Source organism: Maritalea mobilis, assembly GCF_004363175.1.
Lineage (GTDB): Bacteria > Pseudomonadota > Alphaproteobacteria > Rhizobiales > Devosiaceae > Maritalea > Maritalea mobilis.
In genome coordinates this window covers 69,636-83,932 of sequence record NZ_SNYR01000003.1, presented here as the reverse complement: position 1 = coordinate 83,932, position 14,297 = coordinate 69,636, and the positions used below count along the sequence as shown (strand labels likewise).

18 protein-coding genes are annotated in these 14,297 nt (G+C 51.7%); 5 read left to right on the top strand and 13 right to left on the bottom strand.

Going from position 1 to position 14,297, the window contains the following annotated elements; all coding sequences use genetic code 11:
• Positions 1-18: 18 nt before the first annotated feature.
• The 12 genes from ATL17_RS13035 to phnG all read right to left on the bottom strand — a co-directional run bounded on the left by ATL17_RS13035 (position 19) and on the right by phnG (position 8,499).
• A complete protein-coding gene (locus ATL17_RS13035) occupies positions 19-240 on the bottom strand; it encodes a sulfurtransferase TusA family protein (protein WP_133573269.1) in 222 nt (73 codons plus the stop codon).
• A complete protein-coding gene (locus ATL17_RS13030) occupies positions 237-701 on the bottom strand; it encodes a CAP domain-containing protein (protein ID WP_166639038.1) in 465 nt (154 codons plus the stop codon). Before ATL17_RS13030 ends, ATL17_RS13035 begins: the two co-directional genes overlap by 4 nt.
• 116 nt (positions 702-817) lie before the next feature.
• Complete coding sequence (locus tag ATL17_RS13025; RefSeq protein WP_166639037.1) at positions 818-1,291, bottom strand: DUF1203 domain-containing protein; 474 nt, start codon at positions 1,289-1,291, stop codon at positions 818-820.
• Between the two features lie 59 nt (positions 1,292-1,350).
• Positions 1,351-1,926, bottom strand: coding sequence for a phosphonate metabolism protein/1,5-bisphosphokinase (PRPP-forming) PhnN (gene phnN / locus ATL17_RS13020; RefSeq protein WP_133573266.1), 576 nt, complete (start codon positions 1,924-1,926; stop codon positions 1,351-1,353).
• 10 nt (positions 1,927-1,936) lie between these two features.
• Positions 1,937-3,076, bottom strand: coding sequence for an alpha-D-ribose 1-methylphosphonate 5-triphosphate diphosphatase (locus ATL17_RS13015; RefSeq protein WP_133573265.1), 1,140 nt, complete (start codon positions 3,074-3,076; stop codon positions 1,937-1,939).
• A 17-nt stretch (positions 3,077-3,093) separates the two neighbouring features.
• Entirely contained in the window at positions 3,094-3,786 is a 693-nt protein-coding gene (locus tag ATL17_RS13010; RefSeq protein ID WP_133573264.1) for a DUF1045 domain-containing protein, read from the bottom strand.
• 90 nt (positions 3,787-3,876) lie between these two features.
• Positions 3,877-4,584 carry a phosphonate C-P lyase system protein PhnL gene (gene phnL / locus ATL17_RS13005; RefSeq protein WP_133573263.1) on the bottom strand — a complete coding sequence of 236 codons (708 nt, stop codon included), beginning with the start codon at positions 4,582-4,584 and terminating at the stop codon, positions 3,877-3,879.
• 4 nt (positions 4,585-4,588) lie between these two features.
• The gene (gene phnK, locus ATL17_RS13000; protein ID WP_133573262.1) at positions 4,589-5,380 is read right to left on the bottom strand and encodes a phosphonate C-P lyase system protein PhnK; all 792 of its coding nucleotides are present in this window, start codon (positions 5,378-5,380) and stop codon (positions 4,589-4,591) included.
• On the bottom strand, positions 5,377-6,279 hold the full coding sequence (locus ATL17_RS12995; RefSeq protein ID WP_133573261.1) for an alpha-D-ribose 1-methylphosphonate 5-phosphate C-P-lyase PhnJ: 903 nt from the start codon (positions 6,277-6,279) through the stop codon (positions 5,377-5,379). Before ATL17_RS12995 ends, phnK begins: the two co-directional genes overlap by 4 nt.
• Positions 6,276-7,397, bottom strand: a complete 1,122-nt coding sequence (locus ATL17_RS12990) for a carbon-phosphorus lyase complex subunit (protein WP_133573260.1) — start codon at positions 7,395-7,397, stop codon at positions 6,276-6,278. The genes ATL17_RS12995 and ATL17_RS12990 overlap by 4 nt, the downstream gene beginning before the upstream one ends.
• Positions 7,398-7,399: 2 nt before the next feature.
• The gene (phnH, locus tag ATL17_RS12985) at positions 7,400-8,017 is read right to left on the bottom strand and encodes a phosphonate C-P lyase system protein PhnH (protein ID WP_133573259.1); all 618 of its coding nucleotides are present in this window, start codon (positions 8,015-8,017) and stop codon (positions 7,400-7,402) included.
• The gene (gene phnG, locus ATL17_RS12980) at positions 8,017-8,499 is read right to left on the bottom strand and encodes a phosphonate C-P lyase system protein PhnG (RefSeq protein WP_133573258.1); all 483 of its coding nucleotides are present in this window, start codon (positions 8,497-8,499) and stop codon (positions 8,017-8,019) included. The genes phnH and phnG overlap by 1 nt, the downstream gene beginning before the upstream one ends.
• A 162-nt stretch (positions 8,500-8,661) precedes the next feature.
• On the opposite strand from phnG, the gene phnF reads away from it, so the two are divergent.
• The 5 genes from phnF (at position 8,662) to phnE (ATL17_RS12955) (ending at position 13,735) form a co-directional block, all read left to right on the top strand.
• Complete coding sequence (gene phnF / locus ATL17_RS12975; RefSeq protein ID WP_133573257.1) at positions 8,662-9,396, top strand: phosphonate metabolism transcriptional regulator PhnF; 735 nt, start codon at positions 8,662-8,664, stop codon at positions 9,394-9,396.
• 121 nt (positions 9,397-9,517) lie between these two features.
• Positions 9,518-10,372 carry a phosphonate ABC transporter ATP-binding protein gene (phnC, locus tag ATL17_RS12970; protein WP_133573256.1) on the top strand — a complete coding sequence of 285 codons (855 nt, stop codon included), beginning with the start codon at positions 9,518-9,520 and terminating at the stop codon, positions 10,370-10,372.
• Between the two features lie 57 nt (positions 10,373-10,429).
• Positions 10,430-11,335, top strand: coding sequence for a phosphonate ABC transporter substrate-binding protein (gene phnD, locus ATL17_RS12965; RefSeq protein WP_133573255.1), 906 nt, complete (start codon positions 10,430-10,432; stop codon positions 11,333-11,335).
• A gap of 72 nt (positions 11,336-11,407) precedes the next feature.
• A complete protein-coding gene (phnE, locus tag ATL17_RS12960; RefSeq protein WP_133573254.1) occupies positions 11,408-12,376 on the top strand; it encodes a phosphonate ABC transporter, permease protein PhnE in 969 nt (322 codons plus the stop codon).
• A gap of 9 nt (positions 12,377-12,385) precedes the next feature.
• A complete protein-coding gene (gene phnE, locus ATL17_RS12955; RefSeq protein ID WP_246028720.1) occupies positions 12,386-13,735 on the top strand; it encodes a phosphonate ABC transporter, permease protein PhnE in 1,350 nt (449 codons plus the stop codon).
• A gap of 9 nt (positions 13,736-13,744) precedes the next feature.
• On the opposite strand, the gene ATL17_RS12950 is transcribed toward phnE (ATL17_RS12955), so the two are convergent.
• Positions 13,745-14,296, bottom strand: a complete 552-nt coding sequence (locus tag ATL17_RS12950) for a DUF924 family protein (protein WP_133573253.1) — start codon at positions 14,294-14,296, stop codon at positions 13,745-13,747.
• Position 14,297 lies beyond the last annotated feature (1 nt).

The following is a 14,297-nucleotide window of genomic DNA, read 5'->3' as shown; positions in this document are numbered from 1 at the left end:
CTCAATTCGGGCGTCTAATTATTTTTGGATCAGAAAACGGATCACGCCGTCTTCAGTGCTGTGTTCGGCAAGGGTGAAGCCTTGCTTGTTGCACATATTGGGAATGTCGATGGACGCCAACGGGTCGGTTGCTAAGAGCGTGATAGACTGACCAGCTGCAATCTCGGTCAATGCCTTCTCTGCCTTAATAACAGGCAGGGGGCAGTTTAGCCCCCTTGTATCAATGAGCCGCTCGCTCATTTTGCGAGGCCGAGCACCCAATAGGTGCCATAGGTCGAGTTTGCATCATAATGCACGGCGATGGCCGCTTTTGAAGCAAATGGGTTCAGGAGGACTTTTGAATCCTTGGTGCTGTTACGCCAACCTGAGAATGTGTCAGCAAAGGTGGCATAGCCCGCGCTGGTGAGGCTGGCGGTTTCGCCAGGCACGTTCAAAGGCTTAGTGGCCGCTTGGCTGTTGCCGTTCTTTGCGTAGGCCACGGCAGCATCTTGTGCTTTCACCTGCACATTTGCGTCCAAAGTCAGCATGTTGAGGCCATTGGCTGTGCGATACTGGTTGATCAGGTTCAGTGCGGCTTGCCGATCCAATTGCGGATTGTTTGTATCCATACGTGCGGTCAATGCAGCAGGCAATTGACTGGTCATGGTGGTGCAGGCTGCCAATGGCAACATCAAAACTAATCCAAGCAATAATTTACGCATAAAAACTCCCAACCGCATCTTCGCAAATGGCTCATATCAGAACCCACAAAAAACAGCCAGCAAAGCTTTGCTGGCTGCGGCGAAATTGCCTGATAAGTGCGGCGGAAATGAGATGATCAATTGGCGCGGTCAATGCGGGTTGTAAAGCAACTATAGGCTGCAGACCGAATATGGATGAAGGCAACATTCTGATAAGCAAATATCTTTTCGGCTTGCTCCGGTAGTTCCTTTACTTTCACGATCTGACCTGTGCGATAATCAATTTTCTCATCTGCTGAATAGCCGCGGATTAAAAACTGTTCGCGTTCGGCAATCACGGGTGGCAGTGCACCATTTTCACTTTCGAAACGCTGGCAATTGTCTTCACAGATGAAAATGGGGCCGATCTCGGAGAAAGCGCCAGTTGATTGAAAGGGCTTATAAGCCCCGAGCAGAACACCTTTACCCTCGTGGATGTTTTTCAGACAATGGCGACAGGGCGCGCTGCCGTCTGAAATGCGGTGTTCAGGCAAAAGGCCTTGTGCGTCAGCGCCGCCATTGCGCCAGCTATTAGCTATTTCGGTGGGAATCGCGGTGAATTTGATCGACATATATATGCTCCTTTTGCGGAGGAGCATTGCGCAATGCTTGTCGAAACACGACCCGATTTTTACATCGCGACTTTTTGCGTCTTCGCTTCGTTGATTGCATCAAGTAATCGGGTCACGCCCATCTCTAAGGACTGATCATTGATGATCTGGGTTTGCGGCAAGCTGGGGTCGATGTCGTCCACTTTGCGGTTGAGCCGCTGGGTTATTTCTTCTTTGGTTTCTCGGCCACGTCCCGCAAGGCGTTCTGCACGCAAGGCCAGTGGTGCGGTGATGTTGATCACGTGGATTGGGTATTTTTGATGGGCGATCGGCAATTGTTTGCGCGATGTATTGCAGATCAGCGTTTTACCAGCGCGCAATTCATCCTCAATGTCTTTCGGGATGATGTAGCCGAGCCCATGTGCGCGCCAATGCAAAGCGAAATCGCCCTGCTGCACCATCTCTTCATATTGGGTTTCGCTGATGGTGCCGTGATCTTCCAGTTCAGCCATGGCCTCGCGGGTGATCAAGCGGCGCACAAAGCTGATATTTGGGTCTTGGCTGAGCGCGGTGGCCGCGCCCGCCATTAACGTGTCTTTGCCTGCGCCAGAAGGGCCGACGACAAAAATCAAAATGCCCTTAAAAGCGTCCGACATATTGCGTTCCTTAGATTACGCGTTGGCCGTCGCGCCATACGGCACGTACGATCGGCACGCCATCTTCAGGCAAATGCACCCGCGCAAAATCAGCTTTTTTGCCCACGGCCAATTCGCCACGATCATCAAGCCCGGCTGCCCGCGCTGGATTAAGCGAGACCTTGGCAATGGCTTGTGGCAACGTGATTTGCTCCACATTTTCGGCCAGTTTGAATGCACCTTGCATCAGAGAGAAGGGCACATAGTCTGAGCTCAATACGTCGAGCAAATCTTCCTTCGCCAAATCAGTGGCAGAAATATTGCCGGAATGAGACTTACCGCGCACCACGTTTGGCGCGCCCATCAGAATCGCCAAGTTCGCTTTGCGAGAGGCTTTTGCCGCTTCAATGGTGGTTGGGAATTCGGCAATGGCAACGCCGTCACGTTTGGCTTCGTCTACATGTTCTGCCGTGGCATCGTCGTGGCTGGCGAGGGCCAAGCCAATCTCATGCCCGCGCTTTACAATGGCTTGGCGGTTCGGGCCGGAAAATTGTTCGTGCTCCGCGATACGTGCGGCGATGAATTGTTCCATCTCCGCATCGCTCATGCCGGTTTTGCCTTGGTAATAAAGGTAATATTGTTCCAGCTGCATAAATTGGCGTTGGCCCGGCGTATGGTCCATCAGGGAGGCCAATTTCACCAGTTCATTTTGGCAATATTGCTCAAACTGCTCCAAGGCATCATGGCTGGATAGCTCGCACCGCAAATGGATCAAGTGATCCGAACGGAGGCGTTTTTCCGCCTTGGCCTTGGTGATGGCACCTACCAACACATCGACGTGCTCACCCATATTTTTCATATCGGTATCGGAGCCGATCCGCACCGCGTCGAACACGGTGGTGATGCCGGATGAAGTGACTTGCGCATCGTGGGCGTGCAACGCGGCCATCGGGTCCCAGAAGACGCCGGGGCGCGGGCGGTAGTGGCTTTCCAAATGGTCAGTATGCAGTTCGACCAGGCCCGGCACCAGATAATCGCCGTCAAAGTCGAGGCCCGTATCGCCTGTGCTTCCCATGTCAGCGATCATGCCGTTTTGCACGTTTAAGGTGCCTGTGATTTCGCTGTCTGCAAGGATCAGCTTTGCATTTTTAATGCTTAGATTCTCGTTCATTTCATCTCAGCTTTCGTTCAACCCTTTAAAGGGAAATCTTCTAATCGAACAAAAGGCGCGCCTTGTTCTGGCTCGTGATATAGCGCCAAATTGTTGAAGGTGTAGGTGCGTTCCAGCTCTTCCGCAAACCAATGCTGTGCGGCTTCAAAAAGCATCTTTCCTGCCAATTCATCCACTTGCCCCGTTAGGGTCAAATGCATTTTGAACTGCTCGCTCACATAGGGGTAGCCCCATTTATCCAGCAGCTCGATCTGGCGTTCATTAAGGCCTGAGGCGATGCGCTCTTGCCGTTTTTCTTGGCTAAGCGGCGCGCGATAGCGATCAAAATGGCGCACCACTTTTTGCGCAAATTTGGTCAATTCTTCGCTTTGTTGTGTAGGCACCATTGCGATAAATTTACCGATTTGATGCAGTTTTAGCGCGCCGATCTCGACAGGTTTTTGCATATTGGCAAATGCTCTCAGCTCCCGCCTTAGCGAATCAATATTGGTGTTGGCGACCAAATGAAACGGCGCTTTGATGGTGGCATGAAAGCCATAACGCCGTGGTGAGGCCGTAAGCCGATATTGATCAACTGGCGTCATGCCGTTGATTGATGGCTGTGCCAACTCACCTTTTTGATGGCAGTCGCGCCCAAGCCATTGGCTGGCTTTTTGCCACAAAGAGTCATTTGTGGCTGGCGCATAATATATCGCATAACGCTCAGACATGAGGGACCTTAAGAATTGGAAGGCGTGAACTCGCGCCTTCGCATAGTCTATTTAAATGTCAGCAATTTGACAGTCATTTATTTCGTCAATTTATGCTGCGCGTTGTACCGCGAATTTGGTGACATCGATCACGCGATCCGCCACCTTGTCGCGCGTATCTGCATCGTGAAAAATGCCCAACATGGCAGTGCCATTGGCTTTGCGTTCTTCAATTAGCGATAGAACAACTTGCCGATTGGCTGCATCAAGCGAAGCTGTTGGCTCATCGAGCAACAGCAATTTATGCTCGCCCATAAAGCCGCGGGCTATGTTGACTCGCTGCTGTTCACCGCCAGAGAAAGTGGCGGGGGGCAAGCCCCACAAATGCTCAGGGATGTTGAGCTGGCTGAGCATTTTGGCCGCCTTTTCTTGCGCAACTTCTTCGCTGTGGCCCCATTGGCGCGCGACTTGCGCCACCAAATCAAGGGCAGACACGCGAGGAATCGCCGAGAGGAACTGACTCACATAGCCGATGGTGGATTGGCGCAAACGCAAAATCTCGCGCGGTGAGGCGGTGACCAAATCGGTGTGCTGATCGCCATGGGCGATGATGATTTCGCCTGCATCCGCGGCATAATTGCCATAGATCATTTTCAGCAAGGTAGATTTGCCCGCGCCCGATGGGCCGCCAAGCACTACACATTCGCCAGTGAAGACTTCAAACCCTGCCCCGTCCATAACGGGCAATTGCAATCCATTTTGCAAATGCATCACGAAGGATTTGGTCAGGTTTTGAACGCTCAAAATCTTTTGTTGCATTGGATTAACTCCCCACATGCAGAATGGATGACACCAGCAATTGCGTATAGGCTTGGTGCGGGTCGTCCAACACTTGGTCTGTTAGACCTTGCTCAATCACCTTGCCGTCTTTCATCACCATAATACGGTCTGACAACAAACGTGCGACGGCCAGATCGTGGGTAACGATAATGATGGAAAGGCCAAGCTCCGAGACCAAACGGCGAATTAAATCGAGCAGGCGCGCTTGCACCGACACGTCCAAACCACCTGTAGGTTCGTCCATAAATACCAAGCGCGGGTTGGTCACCAGATTGCGCGCAATTTGCAGCCGCTGCTGCATGCCGCCTGAAAAAGTGCGCGGCGCGTCGTCGATCCGGTCGGCCTGAATTTCCACTTTCTCCAACCAGTCGAGGGCCGTGTCGCGGATTTTGCCATAGTGGCGGTCGCCCAACGCCATCAAGCGTTCGCCTACATTAGCGCCAGCGGAGACATTCATGCGCAACCCATCGCGCGGGTGCTGGCGCACAAAGCCCCAATCGGTGCGCAGCAAAATGCGCTGTTGGGCTTCGCTCATCTCATAAAGATTGTCGGACTGTCCCTTGCGGTTGCGGTAAAAAACCGCGCCATCGGTGGGGATGATTTGGGTGGAGAGACAATTGAGCAGGGTGGTTTTGCCCGACCCACTTTCGCCCACAATCGCCAGCACTTCGCCGGGATAAAGGTCGAAATTGACATTTTTGCAGCCCAGATGCTGGCCATAAAAATGGGATAGATTTTTCACGCTCAACAAAGGCAAGTCTTGATCTAGGCTCATTGCATGCGCTCCTTATAGTCGGCATTTAGCGGGCCAAGATGACCTTCGCTCTGGCGGGTTTCGCAATAATCGCTGTCCGAGCACACAAACATATTGTTGCCTGCATCATCCAAGATCACCTCGTCAAAATAGACGCCTTCTGCGCCGCACATGGCGCATTTGGTGTCGGGCCATTCCTGAATGGTGAAGGGATGATCTTCAAAATCGAGGCTCACCACATCGGTGTGCGGCGGCAGCGCGTAAATACGCTTTTCGCGACCCGCGCCGAACAATTGTAGGGCTTTGGACTTGTGCATTTTCGGGTTGTCGAATTTGGGTGTCGGTGACGGGTCCATCACATAGCGACCTTCCACCATCACAGGGTAAGCATAAGTGGTGGCGATGTGGCCGTGGGTGGCGATATCTTCATAGAGCTTTACATGGATCAGACCATATTCACTTAGCGCGTGCATTTTGCGGGTTTCGGTTTCCCGTGGTTCCAAAAAGCGAAGTGGCTCGGGAATAGGCACCTGATAAACCAGCGTTTGATGCTCTTGCAGCTCTTCTTCCGGAATGCGGTGCCGGGTTTGAATCACGGTCGCTTCGCTGGTGTGAGTGGTTAGGTCCACATTGGCGGTTTTGGCGAAGAAGTTGCGGATTGAGACCGCATTTGTCGTGTCATCGGCCCCTTGGTCGATCACTTTAAGAATGTCGCTTTCGCCCAAAACGGAGGCGGTGACCTGCACGCCGCCAGTACCCCAACCATAAGGCATGGGCATTTCGCGCGCAGCGAACGGCACTTGATAGCCGGGCACCGCTATGCCTTTCAGGATCGCGCGGCGGATCATGCGTTTGGTTTGCTCATCGAGATAGGCAAAATTGTAGGCCGGGGCCTCATTGGTCAATTGATCAAGGCTCATTGGGCCGCCTCCATTTTTGGCTCATCGCCATTTTCATTTTGCTGCGCGTCAAATTCCTTGCGCATGGTGCGGATCAGGTCCAATTCAGCTTGGAAATCGACATAGTGCGGCAGCTTCAAATGCTCTACAAAGCCAGTGGCCTGAATATTGTCGGAGTGTGACAGCACAAATTCCTGATCTTGCGCCGGGGCGGAGAATTCTTCGCCCAGCTCTTTCCAGCGGAGCGAGCGGTCCACCAACGCCATCGACATGGCTTTGCGTTCCGCTTGCCCAAACACCAATCCATAACCGCGGGTGAAAGCAGGTGGCGCCTTGGCGCTGCCTTTGAACTGGTTGATCATTTGGCATTCGGTCACCTCCATGGTGCCGATGGGCACGGCAAAGCCAAGCTCTTCAGCGAAGAACTCTACCTCGACTTCGCCGAAGCGAATTTCGCCAGCGAAGGGGTGCGAGCGGGCATAGCCACGCTGGGTGGAATAGCCCAGTGCCAGCAAAAAGCCTTCGTCACCACGGGCCAGATTTTGCAGCCGCACGTCGCGATCGGTTGGAAAATCGATCGGCGTTCGGGTCAAATCGCCTGTTTCATGACCTTCATCAAATTGATGGTCTGGCTCGATCATGCCGGACTTGCCCAAAATGTCAGAGACGCGCGGCACCTCCGCATTCAGATCAATATCTTCGTCACTTGAAGGGGGTGTTTCAGGTGCCGCTTCCGCGTCGAAATCAAAATTGATCAGGCGGTGCGAATAATCAAAAGTTGGTCCAAGCACTTGGCCGCCAGGCAAATCTTTAAAGGTGGCCGATATACGCCGTTCGATGGCCATCTTGCCGGTTTCGATGGGCTCCGCATAACCAAAGCGCGGCAAGGTGGTGCGATAAGCGCGGATCAGGAAGATGGCTTCGATCAAATCGCCTTGCGCTTGCCGAATGGCCATGGCCGCCAATTCTGGATCATAAAGTGAGCCTTCGCCCATCACGCGATCAACGGCGAATGACAATTGTTCGGTGATCTGGTCCAGACGCAGGCCGGGCACATTTTCATTACCGCGACGCTTGGCGGCGAACAATGTGTGGGCGTTTTTGATGGCCTTTTCGCCACCTTTTACAGCAACATACATATCTATTCTCCTTGCGCCGGATCAAGTTTGATTTTGGTGGAGCGGGGCAGGGCCGCCAGTTGCGTTTCGGTCACGAAAATATGGTCGATGCCCAAAGGATATTCCGCATTGTTGGCTTCTGCCTGTTGCCAGAATTGTTGGTTCAAGCTGGAGGAAGCGAAGGCGCGGCTGGTTTCGATGCCGGGGCCGGAAAGTGTAACGCCTGCCTGATTGGCCAGATCGTTCACGGCGATGATGACCGTGGAGGATTGGTCAGGATATTCATGATTACCCATATTGAAATTATGGTCGCCCTCCAAGGCTTCCGCGCTGCTCAGAAAAGCAAATTGCGCTTTTTGTGGGTCACTTGTGGTGGCCGCGCCGGTGTGGAACGCCAAGAATTGGCGTGTCTCTGGCGTATTGAGTGCCTCATCAAGATAGATCAGCGTTTCTGCGTCACATAGGGTCAGGGCAGTCATGGCAGCAACGGGATTAAGGGCACCCGCATTGTCCACTTTATGCGGCGCATCATAGATTTTTCCCGGCTGTGCCATGGCATCCATAATCGCTTTAAAGCTCTGTTGGCTTTGATGGGTGAGGTCGGTGAAACCCTGTGCGATAGCTTGTTGTGGCATTGGCATTATCCGTCTCCCCGCACCATGGTGAAAAAGTCGACCTTTGTGGCCGCTGCTTTTTTCAACTTGTCTTTTTTGGCCGTGAGTTGTTCTTGCTCCAACGGCGCGATGATGTTGGCTTCAACGCTTTGCTTGTGCGCTTCGCTCAACCATGCGGCATCGAAGAAAGCGGCGATGGCAGCTTTGCGTTGGTTGCGGCCTTGGCAGTATGCATGGCCAACTTCGCCACTTTCCAATTGAATGGCGGCGCGGGTCACAGTTATTTCGCCCAGATTAAACGGTGCCCCGCCGCCGCCGATCCGCCCGCGTGTCATCACAAGGCCCGTCTCGGGCTTGCGGGCGAATGTCCAGTCTGGCTTGTCAGCAAATTTCTCATACAGATATTCAAGCTGTTGGTCGGGTGCTTGCGCCAAAACGCGCATAACGCGCTGGCGAGTGATCACCTCAGCATTCTCAGCTTTATTGTCGGGGGAGGAAGGCGCGGTCATGAATTGGCTCTTTTCAGTTTTTGAAAGATCAGAACGGGTGCTGTCCTAAAGCATTTCAAAAAATTTGTCTATACGAATTGTATATATTTGTATACTTTTGTTTGTATGGTTTATTAAAGTGCGAAATTATTGCAGCCATATGACGGCATAAAAGGCTTGGGAGTGCGGAGTTTGAGCAAGATTGAGCGGGGGCGGGGCGTGTCCCTTTGGCGGCAAATTGCCGAGCGTTTGCAGCATGAAATTGTTGCGGGTACATTTAAACCGGGCACCCAATTGCCAACGGAAATCGAGTTGGCGAACGATTATGAGGTGAATCGCCACACGGTGCGGCGGGCCATCGCTTCGCTTACTGAAAATGGTTTTTTAACGGCCACTCGGGGGCGCGGCACATTTGTGGCCGAGGCGCCGATTACTTATCCAATTTCGTCGCGCACGCGATTCTCTGAAATTATTAGTGCGCAGAAACGCCAGCCAGGCGGGCGGCTCATCTCTTCTTCAGAAGAAGCTGCAGATGAAGAGGTGGCCAAGCATTTGGATATCTCCGCAGGTGATCCCGTATTGCGCATTGAGACGTTGCGGGTGGCAGATGGTGTGCCGATCACGGTGGCGACCATTTGGTTCCGCAAAGACTTGTTGCCGGATCTGGTGCCGCATTATGCAGAGCTCGGTTCTATATCTAAAGCGATGGCGCGCGCTGGATACGAAAATTACAAGCGAGATAAAAGTTGGGTCACAGCTATTGCTGCGACGGTGCATGATGCGCGCTTGCTACAAGTTGAGGTTGGGTTCCCCTTGATGCAGATCACCAGCGTGAATGTGTCAGAAGCAGGGGATAAACTGCAATATACACGGTCACGTTTCCGGGGTGAAACGGTGCAATTGGAAATTGAGAGTTAGTTTTCCACTTATATTTGTCTAGCGATTGCGACTTTCACAAATCTGACACGAAACCGACATTTTTGTGTAAAGCAGGCGCAATAGAGATGAGCCCGATTTGGAATTAGGGGCACATCTTTAAATGTTGAAACTGCAAAGTGTAAATCGTCGGTTTGGAGACAAGTTGGCGGTTAAAAATATCAACCTCTCTATCGCTTCCGGCGAAATGGTGGGGGTGATTGGCTCCTCTGGTGCAGGCAAGTCCACACTGTTGCGCATGATCAATCAATTGATCGGCGTGAGCGATGGCACCATCGAATTTGATGGCACGAAAGTAACTAGCCTTAAAGGCGCCGAGTTGCGCAATTGGCAGCGCGACTGCGCCATGATCTTTCAGCAATTTAACTTGGTGCCGCGCTTGGATGTGCTCACCAACGTGATGTTGGGTCGCTTGAACCGTCGCAACACATTTTCTTCCCTCATCAAAAGTTTCACCGAAGAAGAGCAGCTTGAAGCGCTTGAAGCGCTGGAGCGATTGAGCATTGCCCAAACCGCATTGCAGCGCGCTGGCACATTGTCTGGCGGTCAGCAGCAGCGTGTGGCTATTGCGCGGGCCTTGATGCAGCAACCCAAAATGATCTTGGCCGATGAGCCGATTGCCTCGCTTGATCCGCGCAACGCGAAGGTTGTGATGGATAGCTTGAAGGCGATTAATGAAGATGATGGCATCACCGTCATCACCAATTTGCACACGCTTGATACGGCCCGCAATTATTGCGAGCGGATCATTGGCATGTCGCATGGCGAAGTGGTTTTTGATGGCCCACCAGAAGCGTTGACCACTGAAGTCGCGCGGCGCATTTATGGCGCTGAAGGGCTGAAAGATGCCTTCTCTGAAAGCATGACATCCACTTCTTTGGATGATGAGGATGATGCACCGGCAGATAAGCGCCGTGCTCCATATCGTGATGCTGATGCACACGTGACACTGAATTGATGCGCTTGGCGCAGCAATGAATTTCAACGGTAAACCGCATAATTTTAGGAGAATCCCATGAATGCGATCCGTACTGGTCTTTTGTCTGCAGCAGCTTTGGTTGCGATGACATCAACTGCAATGGCTCTTGATACTTTCCGTGTAGGTATTTTGGGCGGTGAAAACGAAGCTGACCGTTTGCGCAACAATCAGTGCTTGATTGATCTTTTGCCAGACGCCATTGGCGTTAAAGACGTGAAATTGTTCCCAGCTGCTGACTATGATGGCGTGATCCAAGGCCTTTTGGGCGGTACGCTTGATTATGCTGAGTTGGGCGCTTCTGGTTATGCTGCTGTTTATTTGAAAGACCCAAAAGCTGTTGATCCGATTTTGACAACAGAACAAACAGATGGCGCAACTGGCTATCACTCAATCATGTTGTCTCGTTCAGACAGCGGCATCGAAAATCTTGAAGACATGAAGGGCAAGCATCTTGGTTTTGCTGACCCAGATTCAACTTCAGGCTTCTTGGTTCCTTCAGTTGCTTTGCCAAAAGAATTGGGCGTTGAGCTGGATGAGTATTTCTCAGAAACATCATTCAATGGCGGCCACGAAAACAACGTTTTGGCCGTTCTTGATGGCAAAGTTGACGGCGGCGTAACCTGGTCATCAGGTGTTGGCGAATATTCCGAAGGCTATACATCAGGCAATATCCGCAAGATGGTGGATAAAGGCCTTTTGGACATGGAAGACGTTAAAGAAATCTGGCGTTCGCCTTTGATCCCTAACGGCCCAATCGTTGTTCGCGCTGATTTGGACCAAGATGTTCGCACCAAGTTCAAAGACTTTATGATGAACTTGCCAGAAACAAATCCTGATTGTTTCTCTGCCATCCAAGGCGGCACATATAACGGTTTTGTTGAAGTAGATCACTCTTTCTACGAAACAATCGTTGCTGCCCGTAAAGCCAAAATTGGTGGCTAATTTTAATATCCTCGTTGAAAGGGCCGGTCATATTGATCGGTCCTTTTGCATATCTAATTGGAGCGCGATTTGATGGGTGCCGTTAGCCAATCTTCACCGCCAAAACTCAATGATGCCACCAAGGCGGTGCATCAACATTATAAAGAGCTGGCGCGAACCAAAAAGCTCTATAGCTTTCTTACAATTGGGATTTTGAGCGTTATTCTTGTGGCGGCCTTGTGGTTTGCCAACGCGTCTAATTCCGGCAAATTTATTGATCGCATTCCTTACTTTTTCGATTTTGTTTTGAATTTCCTGCCGGACGATCCTTTAGAGATTTTCCGAGCGCTTTTTGATTTGCCTTCGCCCTATGCGGATGGCTCTTTGAAATATGATTATGAAGAGGGACGGCATTATCTGTTCGGCGATTTTTATCTGCCTGAATATTTTTATGAAATGCTGGTCACTCTAAACATTGCATTTGTGTCCACCCTTTTGGGCGGCGGCATTGCTTTTGTTCTTTGCTTTTTTGCGGCGTCTAATCTGGTTGGGTCTAAAGCGGTGCGTTTTGTTGTGCGCCGGATCATGGAGCTGTTGCGGGCTTTTCCTGAGATTGTGATTGCGGGCCTTTTGGCGGCGATCTTGTCGCTGGGGCCAATTGCGGCGATTGCTGCGGTGTCGATCCACACGATTGGGGCGCTGGGTAAGCTGTTTTTCGAAGTGGTCGAAAACGCAGACATGAAGCCTGATGAGGGCTTGCGTGCTGCTGGCGCGAGCTGGCTGGAGCGCGTGCGCTTCGCCATTGTGCCCCAGGTTTTGCCTAACTTTACGTCCTATGCCCTGTTGCGGGCAGAGATTAATGTGCGGGCCTCTACCATTATTGGTGCTGTTGGCGGCGGTGGTATTGGCGAAGTTTTCCGCTTGTCTCTATCACGCGACCACGCAGCTAAAACCTACGCCATTATTCTATTGCTCTTTGTCACCATTATCGCGGTGGACCAGCTATCTGGCTGGTTGCGGCGCAAAATGGTTGGCGATCAAGCCTTCCAATTCGGCGCATAGGAGACGATCATGATGACAACTTCCAATCTCACAGACGAGCGTCGTTCCGAACTGAAAGCACAATATGCAGACGTGTTTCACCAAGACCCGGTGAAAAAGTTTCGTCCAATTGCGATCGTTGTGGCGCTGGTCGCCTATCTGGTGTCCTGCTTTTTCTTCTTCAATATCCCGCAAGTCTTTTCTGACGCGAAGTGGGATCGGGCGGGGCTTTACATGGCGGACTGGGTGTCTTGGCAGGCGCAGCCAAAGTTCCGCTTTCGCGACGAAGGTTTGGAACTTCAATATCCACGTTTCTCGCCATTGGGTGAGAACCCCAATCCAGACTGGATTTCATCGACCGAAGCAGGCGATGTTTATCGCGTGGATTTTGGCGGCAATAACTTCATTCTGGTGCAAGAAGGTTTGGTGGAAGTCACTAAAAACGGTCAGCGCTATGATGTGGTGATCACGGATGATGCTGCACTTCTACCTGAAAATGCCAGCAACGCTTTTGAAGAGCGTAATGGCCGTGTGTCGCTGAGTTTCGGCTTTGCGGGTAATATTGAAATTCGCAACACCCAAGTGCGCGTTTGGCGTCGGTTCTGGGGGTGGGAGAATTTCTTCTTCGACCCAAGCTCAGCCTATTGGGGCATGAATGGCTTTGAAGTGTTGACCATGATTGCGGCTGGTCCTCAACTGGAAGAGGGACAAAGCAATCTGAGTGTTGCGGTCAATGACTTCCTTTATAATGCTGAATGGCAGCATGCAGATGTTTTCATGAAATTGCTGCAGACCATCGTGATGGCCTTTGTGGGTACATTGTTTGCAGGCGTTTTGGCCTTCCCCTTGGCCTTCATCGCAGCGCGAAACATTACCCGTTCCAATGCGGCCAACTGGTTTATGAAGCGGTTTTTCGACTTCTTGCGCTCGGTGGATATGCTTATTTGGGCGCTGTTCTTCACCCGTTCATTTGGTCCAGGGCCGATTGCAGGTATTGCCGCGATCTTCTTCACAGACACGGGCACACTCGGCAAGCTTTATTCTGAAGCGCTGGAGAATGTGGACGACAAGCAACGTGAGGGCGTGAAATCGCTTGGGGCGTCTCCGGTGGAGGTGCAGCGCTTTGGCGTGGTGCCGCAAGTTTTGCCGCTGTTTGCGTCACAAGCGCTTTATTTCTGGGAATCAAACACCCGTTCCGCCACCATCATTGGTGCAGTGGGCGCGGGTGGCATTGGCCTCAAATTGCTTGAGGCCATGCGCACCGGCACCGACTGGGAAAATGTCGGCTATATGGTGATTTTGATCCTGATCGTTGTGTTTGTCTTTGACAATATTTCGAACCATCTCCGGTCAAAACTGATCGGCGAGGAAGCCCGATAAACGGACTTTTTACTGCCCAAAACTATCAAACTCGCCGGCGAGGAACTCTTCCTCTGCCGGCGTATTTTTGCGCCCCAGCACTTGGTTGCGATAGGGATAGCGGCCGAATTGCTCGATAATGTTGCGGTGCTTGATTTCATATTCAAGGCTGTTTTCATTGCCCAAGCTTTTGAACAGTTTCACCGCTTCATCATGCACTTTCAGGCTCTCCGCATGCATATAGGGCATATAGGCAAAGGTGCGCATGCGCGGCTCTAAATCTTGATCATCTCCACGGCTTACCATTTCTTGCGCCAGCGTGAGGGCTTGCATGTCAGAGGCGAATGCCCGCTTGTCTTTGCGGTAAATTTGGCGGCTAAATTGGTCGAGAATGATGATTTCGGCCAAACGCCCCTCAGCATCTACGCGCCAATCAAACAGATCGCCGCGCGCGGCTGCGGTGTGGGTGTCCGTAAAGCGCTCAATTATTTTAGCATCAAAGGCTTCGCCGCCCGTGAACCAATCTTCTTCACCGTGGTCTACAAACCAAAATTCAATAATGTCTTTTGCAGTGACAGTCATA

Bases quoted from the DNA above. Each gene is read 5' to 3' on its own strand.
- ATL17_RS12950 (WP_133573253.1), bottom strand. From the start codon at position 14,296: ATGACTGTCACTGCAAAAGACATTATTGAATTTTGGTTTGTAGACCAC.
- phnE (WP_246028720.1), top strand. From the start codon at position 12,386: ATGATGACAACTTCCAATCTCACAGACGAGCGTCGTTCCGAACTGAAA.
- ATL17_RS13025 (WP_166639037.1), bottom strand. From the start codon at position 1,291: ATGTCGATCAAATTCACCGCGATTCCCACCGAAATAGCTAATAGCTGG.
- phnH (WP_133573259.1), bottom strand. From the start codon at position 8,017: ATGCCAATGCCACAACAAGCTATCGCACAGGGTTTCACCGACCTCACC.
- phnK (WP_133573262.1), bottom strand. From the start codon at position 5,380: ATGAGCCTAGATCAAGACTTGCCTTTGTTGAGCGTGAAAAATCTATCC.
- ATL17_RS13035 (WP_133573269.1), bottom strand. From the start codon at position 240: ATGAGCGAGCGGCTCATTGATACAAGGGGGCTAAACTGCCCCCTGCCT.
- phnN (WP_133573266.1), bottom strand. From the start codon at position 1,926: ATGTCGGACGCTTTTAAGGGCATTTTGATTTTTGTCGTCGGCCCTTCT.
- ATL17_RS13030 (WP_166639038.1), bottom strand. From the start codon at position 701: ATGCGTAAATTATTGCTTGGATTAGTTTTGATGTTGCCATTGGCAGCC.
- phnC (WP_133573256.1), top strand. From the start codon at position 9,518: ATGTTGAAACTGCAAAGTGTAAATCGTCGGTTTGGAGACAAGTTGGCG.
- phnL (WP_133573263.1), bottom strand. From the start codon at position 4,584: ATGCAACAAAAGATTTTGAGCGTTCAAAACCTGACCAAATCCTTCGTG.
- ATL17_RS12995 (WP_133573261.1), bottom strand. From the start codon at position 6,279: ATGAGCCTTGATCAATTGACCAATGAGGCCCCGGCCTACAATTTTGCC.
- phnG (WP_133573258.1), bottom strand. From the start codon at position 8,499: ATGACCGCGCCTTCCTCCCCCGACAATAAAGCTGAGAATGCTGAGGTG.
- ATL17_RS13015 (WP_133573265.1), bottom strand. From the start codon at position 3,076: ATGAACGAGAATCTAAGCATTAAAAATGCAAAGCTGATCCTTGCAGAC.
- ATL17_RS13010 (WP_133573264.1), bottom strand. From the start codon at position 3,786: ATGTCTGAGCGTTATGCGATATATTATGCGCCAGCCACAAATGACTCT.
- ATL17_RS12990 (WP_133573260.1), bottom strand. From the start codon at position 7,397: ATGTATGTTGCTGTAAAAGGTGGCGAAAAGGCCATCAAAAACGCCCAC.
- phnD (WP_133573255.1), top strand. From the start codon at position 10,430: ATGAATGCGATCCGTACTGGTCTTTTGTCTGCAGCAGCTTTGGTTGCG.
- phnE (WP_133573254.1), top strand. From the start codon at position 11,408: ATGGGTGCCGTTAGCCAATCTTCACCGCCAAAACTCAATGATGCCACC.